We start from the raw sequence: 14,425 nt of genomic DNA, 5'->3' as shown, positions 1-14,425 counted from the left end.
GCACCTCGGAATACTTCGCGTTCATTCGCTCAGCCATGCTCCGCGTCCTGGTCGTAGTGCGGGGATCTTGCGAAGCGGAACATCACGCGTTCGAGATCCTCGGCCTCGTCAGCACTCAGCCCGGATCCGGCGCTGCTCCCCATGTCGACGCGATGGCGCCGGTACCCGGCGTCGTCGCGCGCCATCCAATACTCGGCGGCGAGCTCGACGTCCGTGAGGCGCTTGAAACCGTCATGGATGTAGTCGAGCTCAGAGCCGGTGCCCGGGTCACGGTAAATGAAGTCCCACGTTCCCGTGCCGGGGCCCGCGACTCGTTCGTACATGACGAGGTCCAGCGGCCTAGCCATCTTGTTTCCTTTCCTTTCAGTCGTCGCAGAGCTCGCGGATCTGGCTGCACCAGGTGCACGCCGCCGGGACCAAGGCCCGCGAGCGCAGGTAGTGCTCACGGCGCCGGGCGAGCGCGGCTGCTTCGATCAGCATGTTCCGGGTGTTGAGGTCTCCCGTGGCGATCGCGGCGGCCTGATGGGCGGCGTCGGTGTTCTTGTGGAGCTCGACGAGCCAGTCGGTCAGTTCGTCGTCGGTGAGGGGGCTCAATCGGAGCACCTGCATTCGCCGGTCTGCTGGTTGATCACGCTGTCGTAGGAGCCGCAGCGCGAGGGGTCGGGGGTCATGCGACAGCCTCGATCCTGTGCTCCGTCCGGTGGGCGCCAGCGATGGTCCCGCCGAGAGTGATCGCCTCTTCCCGGTCTTTGAACGAGACGCCGGCGTAGATGCCGCTCATGATGTCGGGCTCGAGCCACATGACGAGCTGCCAGTGCCCTTCGGTGTTGCGGCGGACTCCGGCGCGCGGCCAAGTCCGCTCGTGGCTGGCGCTGAACGGCTTCAGGTGCCGGTGCTTCTTGAGCTCGCGCGGCTTGTGCTCGGATATGGCCATGTCAGTGTGCCTCCTGCCGGGCCTTGCCGGCCCCGTGATCTCGGAGCGGGACGAGGCGGTGCAGCCAGCCGTGGCGGGCGATCGCGGTGTCCTGCGCGAGCTCGCTTTCGTCGCCGGAGCGGATGGGCATGAGGATCCCGAGGAAGCTGTCGCCGCAGGAGATCAGGATGCGCCGCTCGTCCGCGGTCGGCTCCAGCATCAGCGGCGCCCGGTAGGCCAGCGCCGCCGTCGTGAACCACTTCACGACGGCGCCGGCGACGGCGAGACGGGCCGGGACCACAGAATCCGCCGTGAGGCATTCCAGGAGCATCCGGGCGAACCCGACCCGGTACTCGTCCCGCGTCTCCCGCGGGACCGTGAACGCCTTCCCGGGGAACAGGCCCGAGACGTCCAGGACACTGACCTTGTCCTCAGTGACGGTGATCCGCCGCAGGCACTCCCCCACCCCGTCTTCGGATGCCGGCGCGCCGCCCGACTTGAACACAGTCAGGAGCTCCTTCGCTGTCGCCGGGGACAGATCGAAGCAGTCCGTGTCCGGGTCCCCGGTCAGGTCACGGTGGTCCCACATCGACACCACCGCGTGACCGAGGCTGATCGTGTTCGCCCCGGTGACGAAGAGATTCTCGTCCGTCGCCACGAAATGCAGCACCGCGAGCGCCGGATACGCCTCCGGGTCCGCGACGTGCGGAAGGCACGCCTGGAGCGCGCGGCGAAGATCGAGGGTATTCACGTGGAGGATCACCTACGCCACCCCCTCGTCGTTATCGGCGACCCGGTCGCACCCGCAGGAGCCGTCCTCAGCCGCCTCCTCATCACAGACCGGGCACCAATCGTCGTCCTCGGCGCCGTCGGCGTCGGCGGCGCGCTCCGCGAGACGCGCGGCCTGGAACGCGATCGCCTCCGCCTCAGCCCGGTGGAAGACATAGCCGAGAACCCCCGTCAGGAAGTCCCGATAGCCCGCAGCCCAGTCCCCGCCTCCCGGGAACGAGGACCCGAACGCCGCCAGAAGGTCATAGCTGGGGGCATTGCCGCCGCCCGCGAGCGCGGCCTCGCTCATGTCGAAACGGCTGCAGACGAGCCGGAGGATGTGGATCGTCTCACCGGGCAGTCCCGCGAGCTGGGCCTTCACGGCGTCGAAATCGGTTCCCTTCGCCGAGAGGCCGAATAGGAACTCGAGCCAAATGCTTCTGACTAGGATCCGCGCGAGATCTTCGATGGCTTTCTCGCGCGCCCATTCCAGGACGGCTGGGCCGGGGCTGAGGAGCTGCTCCCGGAGGAACTCGCGGCGGACCTTCGCGGCAGGGGCTAGCGCAGCGAGGATCCTCACGCGCTCCTCCGCGACCTCGGGGCGCTCGGCCTCGCCGTCGTCATCCTGTTCGGATTTTGGGGTGGGGACGATCCAAACGGGCTCGCCCCCGGACGCGGAATCGACTATGGCCTTGTGGCCAGCGGCGATGTGCTGCTCCTCTGTCCAGTCCCTGTAGACGTCGCGTGCGTCCCACCTGTTGCTGAGAGTGAGCCCTTCCTTGTCGAGAGCGGCGAACGCCAGCCTCTCGACCACGACAGCGCCGGCCTTCTCCAGCCGCGCCTTGGTCTTGGGGGCGAGCGCCTGCGCCTTCCGGATCTGGCGGAGCTGCTCTACCTCGTGCTTCCACGCCCACGGGTTGTAGTGGGTCTTCTCGAGGAGAGCCCCCGTGGCCTCGGGGTCGTCGGCGAACTCCGCCAGGTCGAGGGCCATCTCGATCGTGAGGGTCCGCTTCTCGAGCTTGTCCTTCGCCACGTCTCCGAGGCATGCGATCTTCGCCCGGCCGCGGACGAGCTCGCGGGAGCGGCCGATGTTCTTCGCGATCGTGGCCTCGTCGAGGCCGAGGTCGAAGAGGCCCTGCACGGCCTCGGCCTCCTCGAGGACGGTGAGGTCGCGGCGGTGGACGTTCTCGACGAGCATGAACTCGATCTGCGCGGCCTCGGTCGTGAGGTCGTCACGGATCATGCACGGGACCATGCGAAGCTTGGCGAGCTTCGCGGCCGCGCGGCGCCGGTGGCCGGCCAGCACGAGGTACTTCGTCCGGTGCCCGGGCTTCGGGACCACCGTGAGAGCCTGCTCGATGCCCTTGGCCTGGATCGACATCGCGAGCTCGGCGAGGTCGCCGAGGTCCTTCCGCGGGTTCTTCGGGTGCTCTTCGAGCCTGGCGAGCTCGATCGTCTCGAAAGTGGTCATCTGGCTTGTGCCTCCTGGGCATCGAGAGTCTTCAGGTGTCGGATGTGCGCGAGCAGGAACCGGGCGTGATGGGCCGCGCGGTCGAGCTCGCCGTTCTCCAGCGCGTCGCCGGCCGCGTCGTACGCGTCGTGGACGGCGTCGAACGCCGCGGCGTACTCGGCGTCGCCGCCCTGCGGGGTGTCGTCCAACGGCGTTTCGGGGAACGGGAGAAGGGCGGCGTCGGCCTCCGGATGGCGGCCGGTGGCGAGGTCGAAAACGTCGACCGCTGTGGGCTGGTCTTGCTTCTCGTTCACGGTGGGCTTCTCCAGATCGAGGGCGACGCCGGCGACCGCGGCGGCCATGAGGAACGCGCCGAAGGTCCAGGCCCCGTCCAGGGTCTCGGCCGCGGCGATGGCAATGAATGCGCCCACGGCGAACACGGGGACGTAGACGAGGGCGAGGCGGCGACGTCGCGCGGCCGCGCGGGACTCGGCGCTCACAGGAGCCCCTCCTGCTCTGCCAGCTTCGGGGCGGGATCGTTCAGGAAGTAGTGGGCCCGTTCCACGCCGTCGACGAAGATCGACCCGTCGGCCTTAGCGGTCCCGTTCGCTTCGATGTGCTTGGGCGACGAATCGACGCGGATCTCCGCCGTCGGCCACACGCTCCGGCAATACGCCTTCAGCTGGGTTGCGAGCTCGGCTGGCTTCCCGGACCGGTACGACAGCGCCGCACGGCGGCGCAGCGGGCGCTCCCCGATCGGCTGGATCGTCGCGTCCTTCCGGACCCGGTACGCCCGGCTCACGCGCCCCACCTCGCCCGGAGTGCCCTCGACCGGGCCGCATCTTTGGCCCGCGCGACATCGGCCGGTGACGGCACGCCCGGCACCAGGATCACGCCAGAGATGCGGCCCCCGGCCGCTGAGACGCTCGGTTCAGGCTGCAACGGCACCGAAAGCGGTGCAGGCGCTGGGATCGGCTCCGAGAGGGGCTCTGCGGGCCGCTCACTGGCCACCGCGGAAATCTCATCGACGTATACGACGTTCATCTCCGGGCCGCGAGAAACGCCGCCGTCGCCGCGCAGGCGCTCGTACGCTTCCTCGAGGTCCGAGACCAGCGACTGGATCGCTATGCGCAGCTCGCCGTGGCAGCCCTGCAGATGATTCACCGCGAGGATAGCGTTGCCGGTCCCGTCGAACTGCCGCACCGTGATCAGCGCCGCGCGGGTCCGCTCGGTCGCTTTCACCGCGTTCGACAGGAGCGCTGCACGGCGGGACTCCTCAGCCTTGAGCCTTGACGGCACCGAGGCCGACGACGGCGTGGGCTCGGCGCTCGGCTCGGGATGAAGGTCGTCGCGATCCCAGCACCCGAAGTACAGGTTGCGCATCACGCCGCCGCCTTCTTCTGCCAGTCCGGACCCGGCGTCTCATACGTGTCGCCGTCCGGCCAAACGCTGCCCGCGATCCTCCTGACCGGCGCGGTGACCTCGACCCAGATCCTGTCGCTGACCTCCGCGACCGCGATAACCGGCGCGCTCTCGCCCGTCGGGCGGCAGCCGAGCTCAACGACGTCATCCACCCAGCGGAGCTCAGCCTCGACAAAGAGATCAGCCGTGCCCGCGTCGACGTCGGCCACCTCGTACATGGCCGCGTACACGAGATCCACGGCGCTCATGACGCGGCCCCTGATCCTGCGAGCGCGAAGTCGTCCTGCTCGAGCTCCCCGGCGATCGAGTCACTGACCGCCCCAGCGAGGGACTCAAGGAACCTCGTGAAGCTGGCGAGGGCCGAGCGAACGGCTTCGGCGATCGGGCTGAACGCCGCGACCAGGCCTCCGATGCCGGCACCGGTGCGGAGGACCGCGAGCGCGATCGAGCGGTCGATCCGCTCATAGTCGCTCGCGAGGTCCGCGCGTCGGAGGTAGAGGGCCGCGAGGTTCGGCTGACCGGTCCTAAGCGCGCGCTCGGCCCGCTCGATCAGCTCGCGCGACGTCCGCGCCGGGCGAGGCTCGTCAGGAACCGTGATCCAACGCCCCGGGCGCGGGGCGGTGTTCTGTACGATGGACACAGGACTTTTCCTTTCGTGGGGAGATTTCCTTCGCCCTCAGCCGCTGCAACGGCTGGGGGCATTCTTCGTGGGGATTGAGACAAGGGGGAATCGATGCTGCTCCGGATGAACACCTGGCTCGACCGCGACCGTCTGCGGAGATGGAGCGAGATCCAGCTGATACCGGCGAGCCGGTACCGAGGGAGGTACCACTTCAAGACCCGAGAAGCGCTCGAGAGGTTTGACGACGCGATCCGGAAAGCGTTCGAGCCCTATGGAGTCGAGCACGCGTACACGGGGACGGACCTGATCGGCGGCGTCTTCAGAGGTCCGACGGCGGTCGAGGACATGTTCAACCACACCTCCCGTCCGATCCGGAATCTCCGTGTCCAAGCCGACGCGGCGTCGCTCGAGCTGAACAACAAACACATGGGTCGGTACCTCCTCGTCGCCGGCTCGACTTCTGGCGAACACGTCCTGCGGTACGCGCAGATGCTCCAGGCGATCGCCAAAGACCACATCGAGCCCGTTCCGTGGTGGCAGCGATTCCGGGCGGTTCCGGTCGTCCGCGACGTACCCGAGAAGGAACACCGAGAGAACACGCTCAAGTGGCGGCTGACGCTCTTTGGCTTTGCCGGCGGCCTCGTCAGCGGCGCGCTGGTGAGTCTGCTCGTGCACGTTCTCTTCCCGGCTTCGCAGCACTGACCTGGCCCCCCGTCACAACCCGAAAATCCACTTGACCGCGAGCATCACGACGCCGAACGCGAGTGAGCCGCAGATGCCGCCCACGATCGGGAACACCCATAGCGGGGTCCTACGCACAAGACGATCGAACCTAGACATTCGAGACTCCTTTGAGGGGTGACGCCCGGGCCGCTGCAACGGCCCGGGCGTTCCTTCTTTTTCGTGGGGGTGATGCCCGGCGCGGACCGCGGCCTGGGGGGAAGCTGCACGGGCCGCGCCGGGGGTCTTATGCGACGGCGGGCGCCCGCTCGCCGTACAGGCTCGAGACGGCGATGCCGAGCACCTCGGCGATGCGTTCGACATCAACCGCAAGAAGCTGTGTCGATCCACTCAGCTTCTTCGAGAGGGTGCTCGGCGGCATGCCCAGCTGGTCCGCCAACGACCTTTGAGTCACCCCATATCGAGCGATCTCAGCTCGGATATTGGCAGCTACGCCTTCGGGAGATTTGGCCATGCCCCACACCGTAGGCTCGTTATGCATGAAGATGCAAATTTTGCATCTTCATGGGCGTGTCACATCTCCATGCATCATGTACATGGCTGATGACAGTACGGGAGCATAGTTGCTGATTTGGGTTGAATGTTGCAATTTCTGCAAGTAGTATCGCGTCCATGAGCGCACAGCCAGAGTCTCAGGAGACGTGGAGCCAGGGCATCGCACGCCGGCTCAGGATGCAGTTCGCCGCGCAGCGCGTGACACAGAAGGAAGCGGCGCGCTTGCTCGGGATGAACCCCACTGTCATTTCGAGGCGCATGAACGGCGAGATCGAGTGGAGCTTCGACGAAGTTGATACGCTCCACCGCGCACTCGGCTTCGACCTCATGTGGGTGTTGGGCTTAAACGACAGGACCCCGTCGCAGAATCGCGACGGGGTCCTCCCGATCGATGTGCGCCCCCCGGGACTCGAACCCGGAACCCATTGATTAAGAGTCAATTGCTCTGCCAGTTGAGCTAGAGGCGCGCTTCGTGCGGGACTCTCGCGGACCTTCCGGACCTCGCGGCGTCCCCCGCAACGACATGTAACTCTACACGGTTCCCGCCTAAGAGCGAAATCCACACACACTCCCACGGGAGTGTTCTCCGTCACCGCTCTCACGGCCCCGTCGGCACGCGGCTACGCTGGCGGCATGACCACTTCAGCGGCCCCCTTCCGGCTCGCCTCCGGCGATCCCGCGCCAGACTTCTCGCTTCCGGATTCCGACGGCGGGACGACGGCCCTCGCCGACCTGCGCGGACGCAAGGCGGTCCTCTACTTCTATCCCGAGGCGGACACCCCTGCGTGCACCCAGCAGGCCTGCGACTTCCGCGACAGTCTCGCGTCGCTCGCCGGGGCGGGCTACGCCGTCGTCGGCATCTCGCCCGACCCGGCCAGGGCGGTCGTCAAGTTCGCCGACGAACAGCGTCTCGGCTTCCCGCTCCTCGCCGACGAGGGGCACGCGGTAGCCGACCTCTACGGAACGTGGGGCGAGAAGAAGAACTACGGGCGGACGTATCAGGGCCTCATCCGCAGCACGTTTGTGATCGACGAGGAGGGACGCATAGCACTCGCGCAGTACAACGTGCGGGCCAAGGGCCACGTCGCCAAGCTGCGGCGCGACCTCAGAACGGCTGAGTCGGCCATGGGGCACCACTGAGAGCCCCTCTTCCCGAGGCCACCTCAGTGGCGTCGAGTGCACGTCCGTGGTGAGACTCCCAGTTAGACTGGCGAGGACCCCAGCACGCGGCGCCAACCTGGTCGGCTGCCGGCGCAGGGGCTCGCGCGCGAGTGGTGAAATTGGCAGACACGCAGGATTTAGGTTCCTGTGTCTTCGGACGTGAGGGTTCAAGTCCCTCCTCGCGCACCACCTCCGGCCCGCTTCCACCGGCCGAGCAGGTCGACACCCTCGGATCGGGCGCCGGGCATGCGGCGGGAAAGGCGTTGGCGTGGCGCGCAGCTTCAGGCGAAGGGACCTGCTCCAGGCAGCGGCGGTCGCCGCCCTCCTCAGCGGGTGCACCCCTTCGCCCGGGCCGAAGCCCACCCCGAGCGCCGACAGCACGACGGCGCCCACCGAATCTTTCACGTTCGCGACCCCGGCGGCGCCCATCGGGCTCGACCCCGCGCTCGTGACCGACATCGACTCCCTTCGAATCACCCGCCAAGTGCTCGAGGGTCTCGTGACGACAGATCCCGAGACTGGGGCTCCCGCTCCCGCCCTCGCGACACAGTGGATCCAGAGCGCGGACCAGATGTCGTACACGTTCGCTCTGCGCCAGAACGTGAAATTCCACGACGGAACGCCGTTCACGGCGGCGGCGGTCAAGGCCAACTTCGACCGCTGGTTCTCCTTCTCCCCCGCCTTCCGCGCGGGCCATGCAACGCTGCCGTTCACCGCCGTCTTCAAGGCCCACTCCGACGCCCCGACCCTGTCCGTCTTCAAATCCTGCGAAATCGTCGGGGACTATCAGGTGAGGATCCAACTCACGCAGCCCCTCACGGGCTTCCTGCAGGCACTCACTGCGCCCGGCTTCGCGATCTCCTCCCCCGCCGCGCTCTCGGCGGATGCGGCCGACGTCGAAGACCAGGCATCGGCCGGCACGAAAGTCTCCCGCTACGCGCTCCACCCGATCGGCACGGGACCGTTCCGCTTCAAAGAATGGGGCAAGGACAGGATCCTCCTCGAATCGTCGTCTGACTATTGGGGGACGCGCGGCCAGATCGGCCAGCTCTCGTTCGTCGTCTTCGATCAGACTCAGAGCCGGCTCCAGGCCCTCCTCGAAGGCCGGATCGACGGCTACGACGCGGTCACGATCGACAACATCGAGACGCTCGTCCGCAAGGGCCTCCAAGTCGTGCGCCGGGATCCATTCTCGATCATCTACCTCGGCATGAACCAGGCCGTTCCGATCCTCCAGAACGAGAAGGTGCGGCAGGCCATCTCGATGGCGGTCAACAAGGACGCGATCATCCGACCGTTCTTCCTCGAGGACACGAAGCCCGCTTCGCAGTTCGTCCCCCCGAAGCTCAGCGGATTCAATCAGGCTGGCGGCTTCCCCTCGTATGACCCCGAAAAGGCGAAGCGCTATCTCGCGGAGGCCGGCTACAAGGGCGAAGAGCTCAAGTTCTGCTACCCGCTCAACGTCACGCGCCTCTATCTTCCGTCGCCCGAGAAGGTCTACGCCGAGCTCAGCGCACAGCTCACCCGCGTGGGCCTCAACATCAAGCCCGTGCCGATCGACTGGTCGGACGGCTACCTCCAGAAAGTCACGTCACCGGGGGACCATGCGTTCCACCTCCTCGGCCGCTACGGGACCTACGCGGATCCGGACGACTTCCTCTCGTCGCTGTTCGGCGCGAAGAACGGCGAGTTCGGCTTCTTCGACGCGCAGCTCTTCAGCAAGATCGAACGCGCGCGTGGCCTCGCCGACGGCACCGACCGGACGCAGGCCTACCAGAGCATCAACTCGCAGCTCGGGAGCACCGCGCCCGCCGTGCCGATTGCGTTCCCGATCTCGGCCGTCGCGGTGTCCTCGCGGGTCGAGAGCTACCCGACGTCGCCGGTCTTGAACGAGACCTTCAACCACGTGGTGCTCAAGGCTGCCGCCGTCACCCCATAGCGGAGCGCCGCAAGGAGCACAGCGCAGCAAAAAAGTGGAGGCGGACCCCTTGACTCGGCGGCCCGCGGAGATTTAGAGAAGGGCCCTCGCGAGGGATATTCTGCCTGTGGTCCATTTGCGCAGGGAGAGTCAGTGACCTTCATATCCACCACTCGGTCCGCCGATGTCGTCCTGGTCGGCGGCGGCATCATGAGCGCCACACTCGGGGCGTTCCTCAAGAAGCTTGAACCGGCCTGGAACATCGTGCTCTTCGAGCGCCTCCCGGCGGTCGGGCTCGAGAGCTCGGGGCCGTGGAACAACGCAGGAACGGGCCACGCGGCCTTCTGCGAGCTCAACTACACGCCTCAGGCGGAGGACGGCTCGATCAGCCCGGCAAAGGCGCTGGGCATCAACGAGGGCTTCCAGCTCTCGCGGCAGTTCTGGTCCCACCTTGTGCGCGAGGGGAACATCGGCGACCCCACGCGCTTCATCCACACGGTTCCGCACATGAGCTTCGTCATCGGCGACTCGCATGCGGACTACCTCGCAAAGCGCTTCGAGGCCCTCAAGCCGAACGCGCTGTTCTCCGAGATGGAGTTCAGCGAGGACCCCGAGCAGATCGCAGAATGGGCGCCACTCGTCATGGAGGGGCGCGGCCCCGGCCGCGTTGCGGCGAACCGCGTCGCGTCCGGCACGGACGTCGACTTCGGCACCCTGAGCCGCGAACTCGTCGACTACCTTGCGCGCAGCGGCGTCGAGGTCAACTACGGAACTGACGTGAGCGACGTCAAGCGCTCCCGCGGGGGCTGGGACATCGCGACCAAGCACACGGCGTCCGGCGAACGCGGCAGCATCCACGCGAAGTTCGTCTTCATCGGAGCCGGCGGCGGCGCACTCCATCTCCTCCAGGCCTCGGGCATCCCCGAGAGCAAGGGCTACGGGGGGTTCCCGGTCTCGGGCAAGTTCTTCCGCTGCACGGACGAGGCGCTCGCGGCGAGGCACAACGCGAAGGTCTATGGCCAGGCCTCGGTCGGCGCGCCGCCCATGTCGGTCCCGCACCTCGACACACGCTACGTGGACGGCCAGCGGTCCCTCCTGTTCGGGCCGTACGCGGGGTTCTCGACGAACTTCCTCAAGAACGGCTCGCTCCTCGACCTTCCGCTGTCGATCCGCGCGAGCAACATCGTCCCGATGCTCGCGGTCGCGAAGGACAACATGGACCTCACGGCCTACCTCGTGAAGGAGGTCGCGAAGAGCCACGGCGCCAAAGTCGAGGCGCTGCGCGAATACTTCCCGCTCGCGGACGGCGACAAGTGGGAACTCATCACGGCCGGCCAGCGCGTGCAGATCATCAAGAAGGACCCGCACAAGGGCGGCGTGCTCCAGTTCGGCACCGAGGTCATCACGGCCCGCGACGGCTCCGTCGGAGCGCTGCTCGGCGCGTCGCCGGGCGCCTCGACGGCCGTTCCGATCATGCTTGAGCTCATGCGGCGCTGCTTCCCGAAGCAGTACCGGGGCTGGGAGGACACACTCCGCGAGATGATGCCGGGCTACGGCGTGAAGCTGAACGACAACCCGGAGCTCGCGGCGGAGATCGCGGCCACCACGGCCGAAGCCCTCCAGCTCGCGGCCACCGCCCAGTAGAGCACAGGCCAAGGCGGCCCGCACCGTACGGACGGTGCGGGCCGTCGTCGTCCATAGATCGATATCTCGATATGGGGAAAACAGCACACATGTTCCGGCTTGCGAGCCTCTCGATGTCCAACAAGGCGCTCATTGCGCTCATCACGCTGTTCGCCGCGGTCTTCGGCGTCATCACGGCGGGGAGCCTCAAGCAGGAGCTCATCCCGTCGATCGAGTTCCCCCAGCTCACGGTCGTGACGTCGATGGCCGGGGCGTCGCCCGACGTCGTCGACAAGCAGGTGGGCCAGCCGCTCGAGAAGGCGCTGCAGGCCGTCGAGGGGCTCGAGAGCAGCTCGTCGACATCCCGCACGGGCGTCTCGACCATCCGCCTCTCCTTCGCCTACGGGACAAACCTCGACCGGGCGCGCAACCAGATCGACCGCGCGATCTCGACGGCGAAGCAGCAGCTCCCGTCCGGCGTGCAGCCGAATACACTCGCGGGCAGCATCAGCGACTTCCCGATCGTCTTCATCGCGGCGTCCTCGGACAAGGGCCTGAGCGAGCTCGAGGGCCAGCTCGTCCAGCAGGCTGTCCCGACGCTGTCGAAGATCGAGGGCGTCCGCGGAGTCGACATCACGGGTGGCGCGACACGGCACATTCAGATCCAGCCGGACCCGGCCGCGATGGGAGCTCGGGGCGTCGACGTCGCCGCGATCCGCACCGCGCTCCAGAACAACGGCTCGCTCGTCCCGGTGGGCACGATCACCGACCAGGGCCGCACCCTGTCCCTCCAGGCGGGCAGCCCCATCGATTCGACCGACACGATCAAGGGGCTCCCGGTCGCCGGCGCGAAGCAGCCCACGAAGATCGGCGACGTCGCGTCGGTCGCGATCCAGGACGACACGGCGACGTCGATCACGCGCACGGACGGCAAGCTCACGCTCGCGCTCTCCGTCACGAAGAAGCCCGAAGGCGACACCGTCGCGATTTCGCACGCCGTGCGCGACGCCCTCCCCGGCCTCGAATCCTCTCTCGGGTCGAACGCCAAGCTCACGACCGTGTTCGACCAGGCGCCGTTCATCGAGAAGTCGATCAAGGACCTCACGACCGAGGGCCTCCTGGGCCTCGGCTTCGCCGTCCTGACGATCCTCGTCTTCCTTCTCTCGGTCCGCTCGACGCTCGTGACGGCCGTCTCGATCCCGCTTTCGCTCCTCATCACGTTCATCGGGCTGTTCGCGGCGCACTATTCGCTCAACATCCTCACGCTCGGCGCGCTGACCATCGCCATCGGCCGCGTCGTGGACGACTCGATCGTCGTGATCGAGAACATCAAGCGGCACCTGAGCTACGGCGAGGAGAAGACGACGGCGATCCTCGCGGCGGTGCGCGAGGTCGCCGCCGCGGTCACAGCATCGACGCTCACGACCGTGGCCGTGTTCCTCCCGATCGCCTTCGTCGGGAATCTCGCGGGCGAGCTCTTCCGCCCGTTCGCGCTCACGGTGACGATCGCGCTCCTCGCCTCGCTCGCCGTCGCCCTCACGATCGTTCCCGTGCTCGCCTACTGGTTCCTGGGCCACAAGTCCTCGGGAGCGGCGAACCGCGCCGGCGTCGAAGCGGAGGCCCACGTGAAGGAGAGGAAGTCGGCGCTCCAGCGCGGCTATCTCCCGGTCCTCCGGGCGACCCAGAAACACCCGGTCTGGACGGTCGTCGCAGGCGTCCTGGTCCTCGTCGCGACGTTCGCCATGACGCCGCTCCTCGCGACGAACCTCCTCGGACGCTCGGGCGAGAACAGCTTCACTGTGACGCAGAAGCTGCCGCCGGGCACGAGCCTCGACGCGACCAGCACAGCCGCCGCCAAGGTCGAGGCCGCCCTGCGGGGAACGGAAGGCGTGCAGACGGTCCAGGTGACGATTGGCAACTCGACGACCGGCTTCAGCGCGTTCGTCTCGTCGGGCGCGTCGAATGCGAGCTTCACGGTCATCACCGACGGGTCGGCGGATCAGGCGGCCGTCCAGCAGCGCGCGCGCAACGCCGTCGCCGGCCTGAGCGGGGCCGGCACCGTGACGGTGAGCGACCAGCAGGGCGGCTTCGGGACGTCGTCGACCGTCGACGTCACGGTCAAGGCGCCCGACTCGGCCACGCTCGGACGCGCGAACGACGCCGTCGTCGGCGCGCTCAAAGACGTGCCGGGCGCAACCGGGGTGACGAGCAATCTCGCGGCCGCGCAGCCCATCGTCCAGGTGAGCGTGGACCGCGCGAAGGCTGTTGCGGCCGGGCTCAACGAGCAGCAGGTCGGAGCCCTCCTCGCTGCGACCGTGAGCCCCGTGCCGGCGGGGACGGTCCGGATCGACACGACCGACTATCCGGTGCTCATCGGCAAGGGAACCCAGTTCTCGAGCGTCGACTCCGTGCGCGGCATGCCCCTTCCCGGCCAGCCGGGGCTCACCCTCGGTGCGATCGCGAGCGTGACGGCGGTCGACGTGCCCGTGACGGTCACGAGCACGTCGGGCCAGCGGACGGCGACTGTCTCGGTCATGCCGGGGGACACGAATCTCGGGTCGGTGAGCGCGGAGGTCCAGAAACGCATCGCCGGCCTAGCGCTCGACGGCGGGGCCACGGCATCCGTGGGTGGCGCGGCATCGCAGCAGGCGGAGTCATTCAAGCAGCTCGGCCTCGCGCTGCTCGCGGCGATCGCGATCGTGTATGTCGTCATGGTCGCGGCCTTCAAGAGCCTCCTGCAGCCGCTCGTGCTGCTCGTCTCCATCCCGTTCGCGGCGACGGGCGCGATCGGCCTCCTGCTCGCGACCCGCATCCCGCTCGGCCTCCCGGCCCTCATCGGCCTCCTCATGCTCGTCGGCATCGTCGTGACGAACGCGATCGTGCTCATCGACCTCATCAACCAGTACCGCCGGCCGCGCGGGCGGCGCCCGGCGCTGCCGCTCGAGGACGCGATCGAACAGGGGGCGCGCCAGCGCCTGCGGCCGATCCTCATGACCGCCCTCGCGACGATCTTCGCCCTGACACCGATGGCGCTCGGGCTCACCGGCGGGGGCGGGTTCATCGCGCAGCCGCTCGCCGTCGTCGTCATCGGTGGCCTCGTCTCCTCGACCGTCCTGACGCTCGTCCTCGTCCCGGTGCTCTACCGTCTCGTCGAAGGGCGGCTCGAGCGGCGCCGGCTGCTGCGGGACCTGACCCGGCGGCCGGCGCCGGCGGCCGCGACGAACGACGACGACGACGACGCGGGCGACTGGACGACGGGTGCTGTGCCGAAGGTCACGGGCCGCCGGGCCGCGAAGGATTGACCTGGCGGGA

The 14,425-nt window shown here is 67.8% G+C and carries 18 protein-coding genes and 2 tRNA genes; 7 read left to right on the top strand and 13 right to left on the bottom strand.

The window, feature by feature from the left end; translation table 11 throughout:
• Window positions 1–29: 29 nt before the first annotated feature.
• From RBS12_RS07530 to RBS12_RS07485, 10 genes are all read right to left on the bottom strand, one after another.
• On the bottom strand, window positions 30–347 hold the full coding sequence (locus tag RBS12_RS07530) for a hypothetical protein (protein WP_307965455.1): 318 nt from the start codon (window positions 345–347) through the stop codon (window positions 30–32).
• Window positions 348–363: 16 nt separating this feature from the next.
• On the bottom strand, window positions 364–594 hold the full coding sequence (locus RBS12_RS07525; protein ID WP_307965454.1) for a hypothetical protein: 231 nt from the start codon (window positions 592–594) through the stop codon (window positions 364–366).
• A gap of 73 nt (window positions 595–667) precedes the next feature.
• Window positions 668–934, bottom strand: a complete 267-nt coding sequence (locus RBS12_RS07520) for a hypothetical protein (protein ID WP_307965453.1) — start codon at window positions 932–934, stop codon at window positions 668–670.
• A gap of 1 nt (window position 935) precedes the next feature.
• On the bottom strand, window positions 936–1,664 hold the full coding sequence (locus RBS12_RS07515; protein WP_307965452.1) for a hypothetical protein: 729 nt from the start codon (window positions 1,662–1,664) through the stop codon (window positions 936–938).
• Between the two features lie 12 nt (window positions 1,665–1,676).
• Window positions 1,677–3,152, bottom strand: a complete 1,476-nt coding sequence (locus RBS12_RS07510) for a ParB/RepB/Spo0J family partition protein (RefSeq protein WP_307965451.1) — start codon at window positions 3,150–3,152, stop codon at window positions 1,677–1,679.
• Window positions 3,149–3,631, bottom strand: coding sequence for a hypothetical protein (locus RBS12_RS07505; RefSeq protein ID WP_307965450.1), 483 nt, complete (start codon window positions 3,629–3,631; stop codon window positions 3,149–3,151). The genes RBS12_RS07510 and RBS12_RS07505 overlap by 4 nt, the downstream gene beginning before the upstream one ends.
• A complete protein-coding gene (locus tag RBS12_RS07500) occupies window positions 3,628–3,933 on the bottom strand; it encodes a hypothetical protein (RefSeq protein ID WP_307965449.1) in 306 nt (101 codons plus the stop codon). Before RBS12_RS07500 ends, RBS12_RS07505 begins: the two co-directional genes overlap by 4 nt.
• Entirely contained in the window at window positions 3,930–4,517 is a 588-nt protein-coding gene (locus tag RBS12_RS07495; protein ID WP_307965448.1) for a hypothetical protein, read from the bottom strand. The genes RBS12_RS07500 and RBS12_RS07495 overlap by 4 nt, the downstream gene beginning before the upstream one ends.
• Entirely contained in the window at window positions 4,514–4,801 is a 288-nt protein-coding gene (locus RBS12_RS07490; RefSeq protein ID WP_307965447.1) for a hypothetical protein, read from the bottom strand. The genes RBS12_RS07495 and RBS12_RS07490 overlap by 4 nt, the downstream gene beginning before the upstream one ends.
• Window positions 4,798–5,193 (bottom strand): hypothetical protein, encoded by a 396-nt coding sequence (locus RBS12_RS07485; RefSeq protein ID WP_307965446.1) that lies wholly within the window; start codon window positions 5,191–5,193, stop codon window positions 4,798–4,800. The genes RBS12_RS07490 and RBS12_RS07485 overlap by 4 nt, the downstream gene beginning before the upstream one ends.
• 93 nt (window positions 5,194–5,286) lie before the next feature.
• Here RBS12_RS07485 and RBS12_RS07480 point away from each other — a divergent pair, with 93 nt between their 5' ends.
• On the top strand, window positions 5,287–5,877 hold the full coding sequence (locus tag RBS12_RS07480) for a hypothetical protein (protein ID WP_307965445.1): 591 nt from the start codon (window positions 5,287–5,289) through the stop codon (window positions 5,875–5,877).
• A gap of 12 nt (window positions 5,878–5,889) precedes the next feature.
• Here RBS12_RS07480 and RBS12_RS07475 read toward each other — a convergent pair whose 3' ends face one another.
• On the bottom strand, window positions 5,890–6,015 hold the full coding sequence (locus tag RBS12_RS07475; RefSeq protein WP_307965444.1) for a hypothetical protein: 126 nt from the start codon (window positions 6,013–6,015) through the stop codon (window positions 5,890–5,892).
• Between the two features lie 127 nt (window positions 6,016–6,142).
• On the bottom strand, window positions 6,143–6,370 hold the full coding sequence (locus RBS12_RS07470) for a helix-turn-helix transcriptional regulator (protein ID WP_307965443.1): 228 nt from the start codon (window positions 6,368–6,370) through the stop codon (window positions 6,143–6,145).
• A gap of 158 nt (window positions 6,371–6,528) precedes the next feature.
• On the opposite strand from RBS12_RS07470, the gene RBS12_RS07465 reads away from it, so the two are divergent.
• Entirely contained in the window at window positions 6,529–6,840 is a 312-nt protein-coding gene (locus RBS12_RS07465; RefSeq protein WP_307965442.1) for a helix-turn-helix transcriptional regulator, read from the top strand.
• On the opposite strand, the gene RBS12_RS07460 is transcribed toward RBS12_RS07465, so the two are convergent.
• Window positions 6,806–6,878 (bottom strand) — tRNA-Lys (locus tag RBS12_RS07460). The two genes, RBS12_RS07465 and RBS12_RS07460, sit on opposite strands and share 35 nt — an antisense overlap.
• A gap of 166 nt (window positions 6,879–7,044) precedes the next feature.
• Between RBS12_RS07460 and bcp the strand changes: the two genes are divergently transcribed.
• From bcp to RBS12_RS07435, 5 genes are all read left to right on the top strand, one after another.
• On the top strand, window positions 7,045–7,551 hold the full coding sequence (bcp, locus tag RBS12_RS07455; protein WP_307965441.1) for a thioredoxin-dependent thiol peroxidase: 507 nt from the start codon (window positions 7,045–7,047) through the stop codon (window positions 7,549–7,551).
• Between the two features lie 125 nt (window positions 7,552–7,676).
• A tRNA-Leu gene (locus tag RBS12_RS07450) sits at window positions 7,677–7,761 on the top strand.
• Window positions 7,762–7,840: 79 nt separating this feature from the next.
• Window positions 7,841–9,511, top strand: a complete 1,671-nt coding sequence (locus RBS12_RS07445) for an ABC transporter substrate-binding protein (protein WP_307965440.1) — start codon at window positions 7,841–7,843, stop codon at window positions 9,509–9,511.
• Between the two features lie 132 nt (window positions 9,512–9,643).
• A complete protein-coding gene (locus RBS12_RS07440; protein ID WP_307965439.1) occupies window positions 9,644–11,134 on the top strand; it encodes a malate:quinone oxidoreductase in 1,491 nt (496 codons plus the stop codon).
• Window positions 11,135–11,223: 89 nt separating this feature from the next.
• Window positions 11,224–14,415, top strand: coding sequence for an efflux RND transporter permease subunit (locus tag RBS12_RS07435; protein ID WP_307965438.1), 3,192 nt, complete (start codon window positions 11,224–11,226; stop codon window positions 14,413–14,415).
• Window positions 14,416–14,425 lie beyond the last annotated feature (10 nt).

The organism is Sinomonas sp. ASV322, from assembly GCF_030908245.1.
Lineage (GTDB): Bacteria > Actinomycetota > Actinomycetes > Actinomycetales > Micrococcaceae > Sinomonas.
Note: the sequence above shows the minus strand (reverse complement) of the source record. Positions and strands in the feature narration are given on the sequence as shown.

Bases quoted from the DNA above. Each gene is read 5' to 3' on its own strand.
- RBS12_RS07530 (WP_307965455.1), bottom strand. From the start codon at position 347: ATGGCTAGGCCGCTGGACCTCGTCATGTACGAACGAGTCGCGGGCCCC.
- RBS12_RS07520 (WP_307965453.1), bottom strand. From the start codon at position 934: ATGGCCATATCCGAGCACAAGCCGCGCGAGCTCAAGAAGCACCGGCAC.
- RBS12_RS07510 (WP_307965451.1), bottom strand. From the start codon at position 3,152: ATGACCACTTTCGAGACGATCGAGCTCGCCAGGCTCGAAGAGCACCCG.
- RBS12_RS07490 (WP_307965447.1), bottom strand. From the start codon at position 4,801: ATGAGCGCCGTGGATCTCGTGTACGCGGCCATGTACGAGGTGGCCGAC.
- RBS12_RS07480 (WP_307965445.1), top strand. From the start codon at position 5,287: ATGCTGCTCCGGATGAACACCTGGCTCGACCGCGACCGTCTGCGGAGA.
- RBS12_RS07475 (WP_307965444.1), bottom strand. From the start codon at position 6,015: ATGTCTAGGTTCGATCGTCTTGTGCGTAGGACCCCGCTATGGGTGTTC.
- RBS12_RS07470 (WP_307965443.1), bottom strand. From the start codon at position 6,370: ATGGCCAAATCTCCCGAAGGCGTAGCTGCCAATATCCGAGCTGAGATC.
- RBS12_RS07465 (WP_307965442.1), top strand. From the start codon at position 6,529: ATGAGCGCACAGCCAGAGTCTCAGGAGACGTGGAGCCAGGGCATCGCA.
- bcp (WP_307965441.1), top strand. From the start codon at position 7,045: ATGACCACTTCAGCGGCCCCCTTCCGGCTCGCCTCCGGCGATCCCGCG.
- RBS12_RS07435 (WP_307965438.1), top strand. From the start codon at position 11,224: ATGTTCCGGCTTGCGAGCCTCTCGATGTCCAACAAGGCGCTCATTGCG.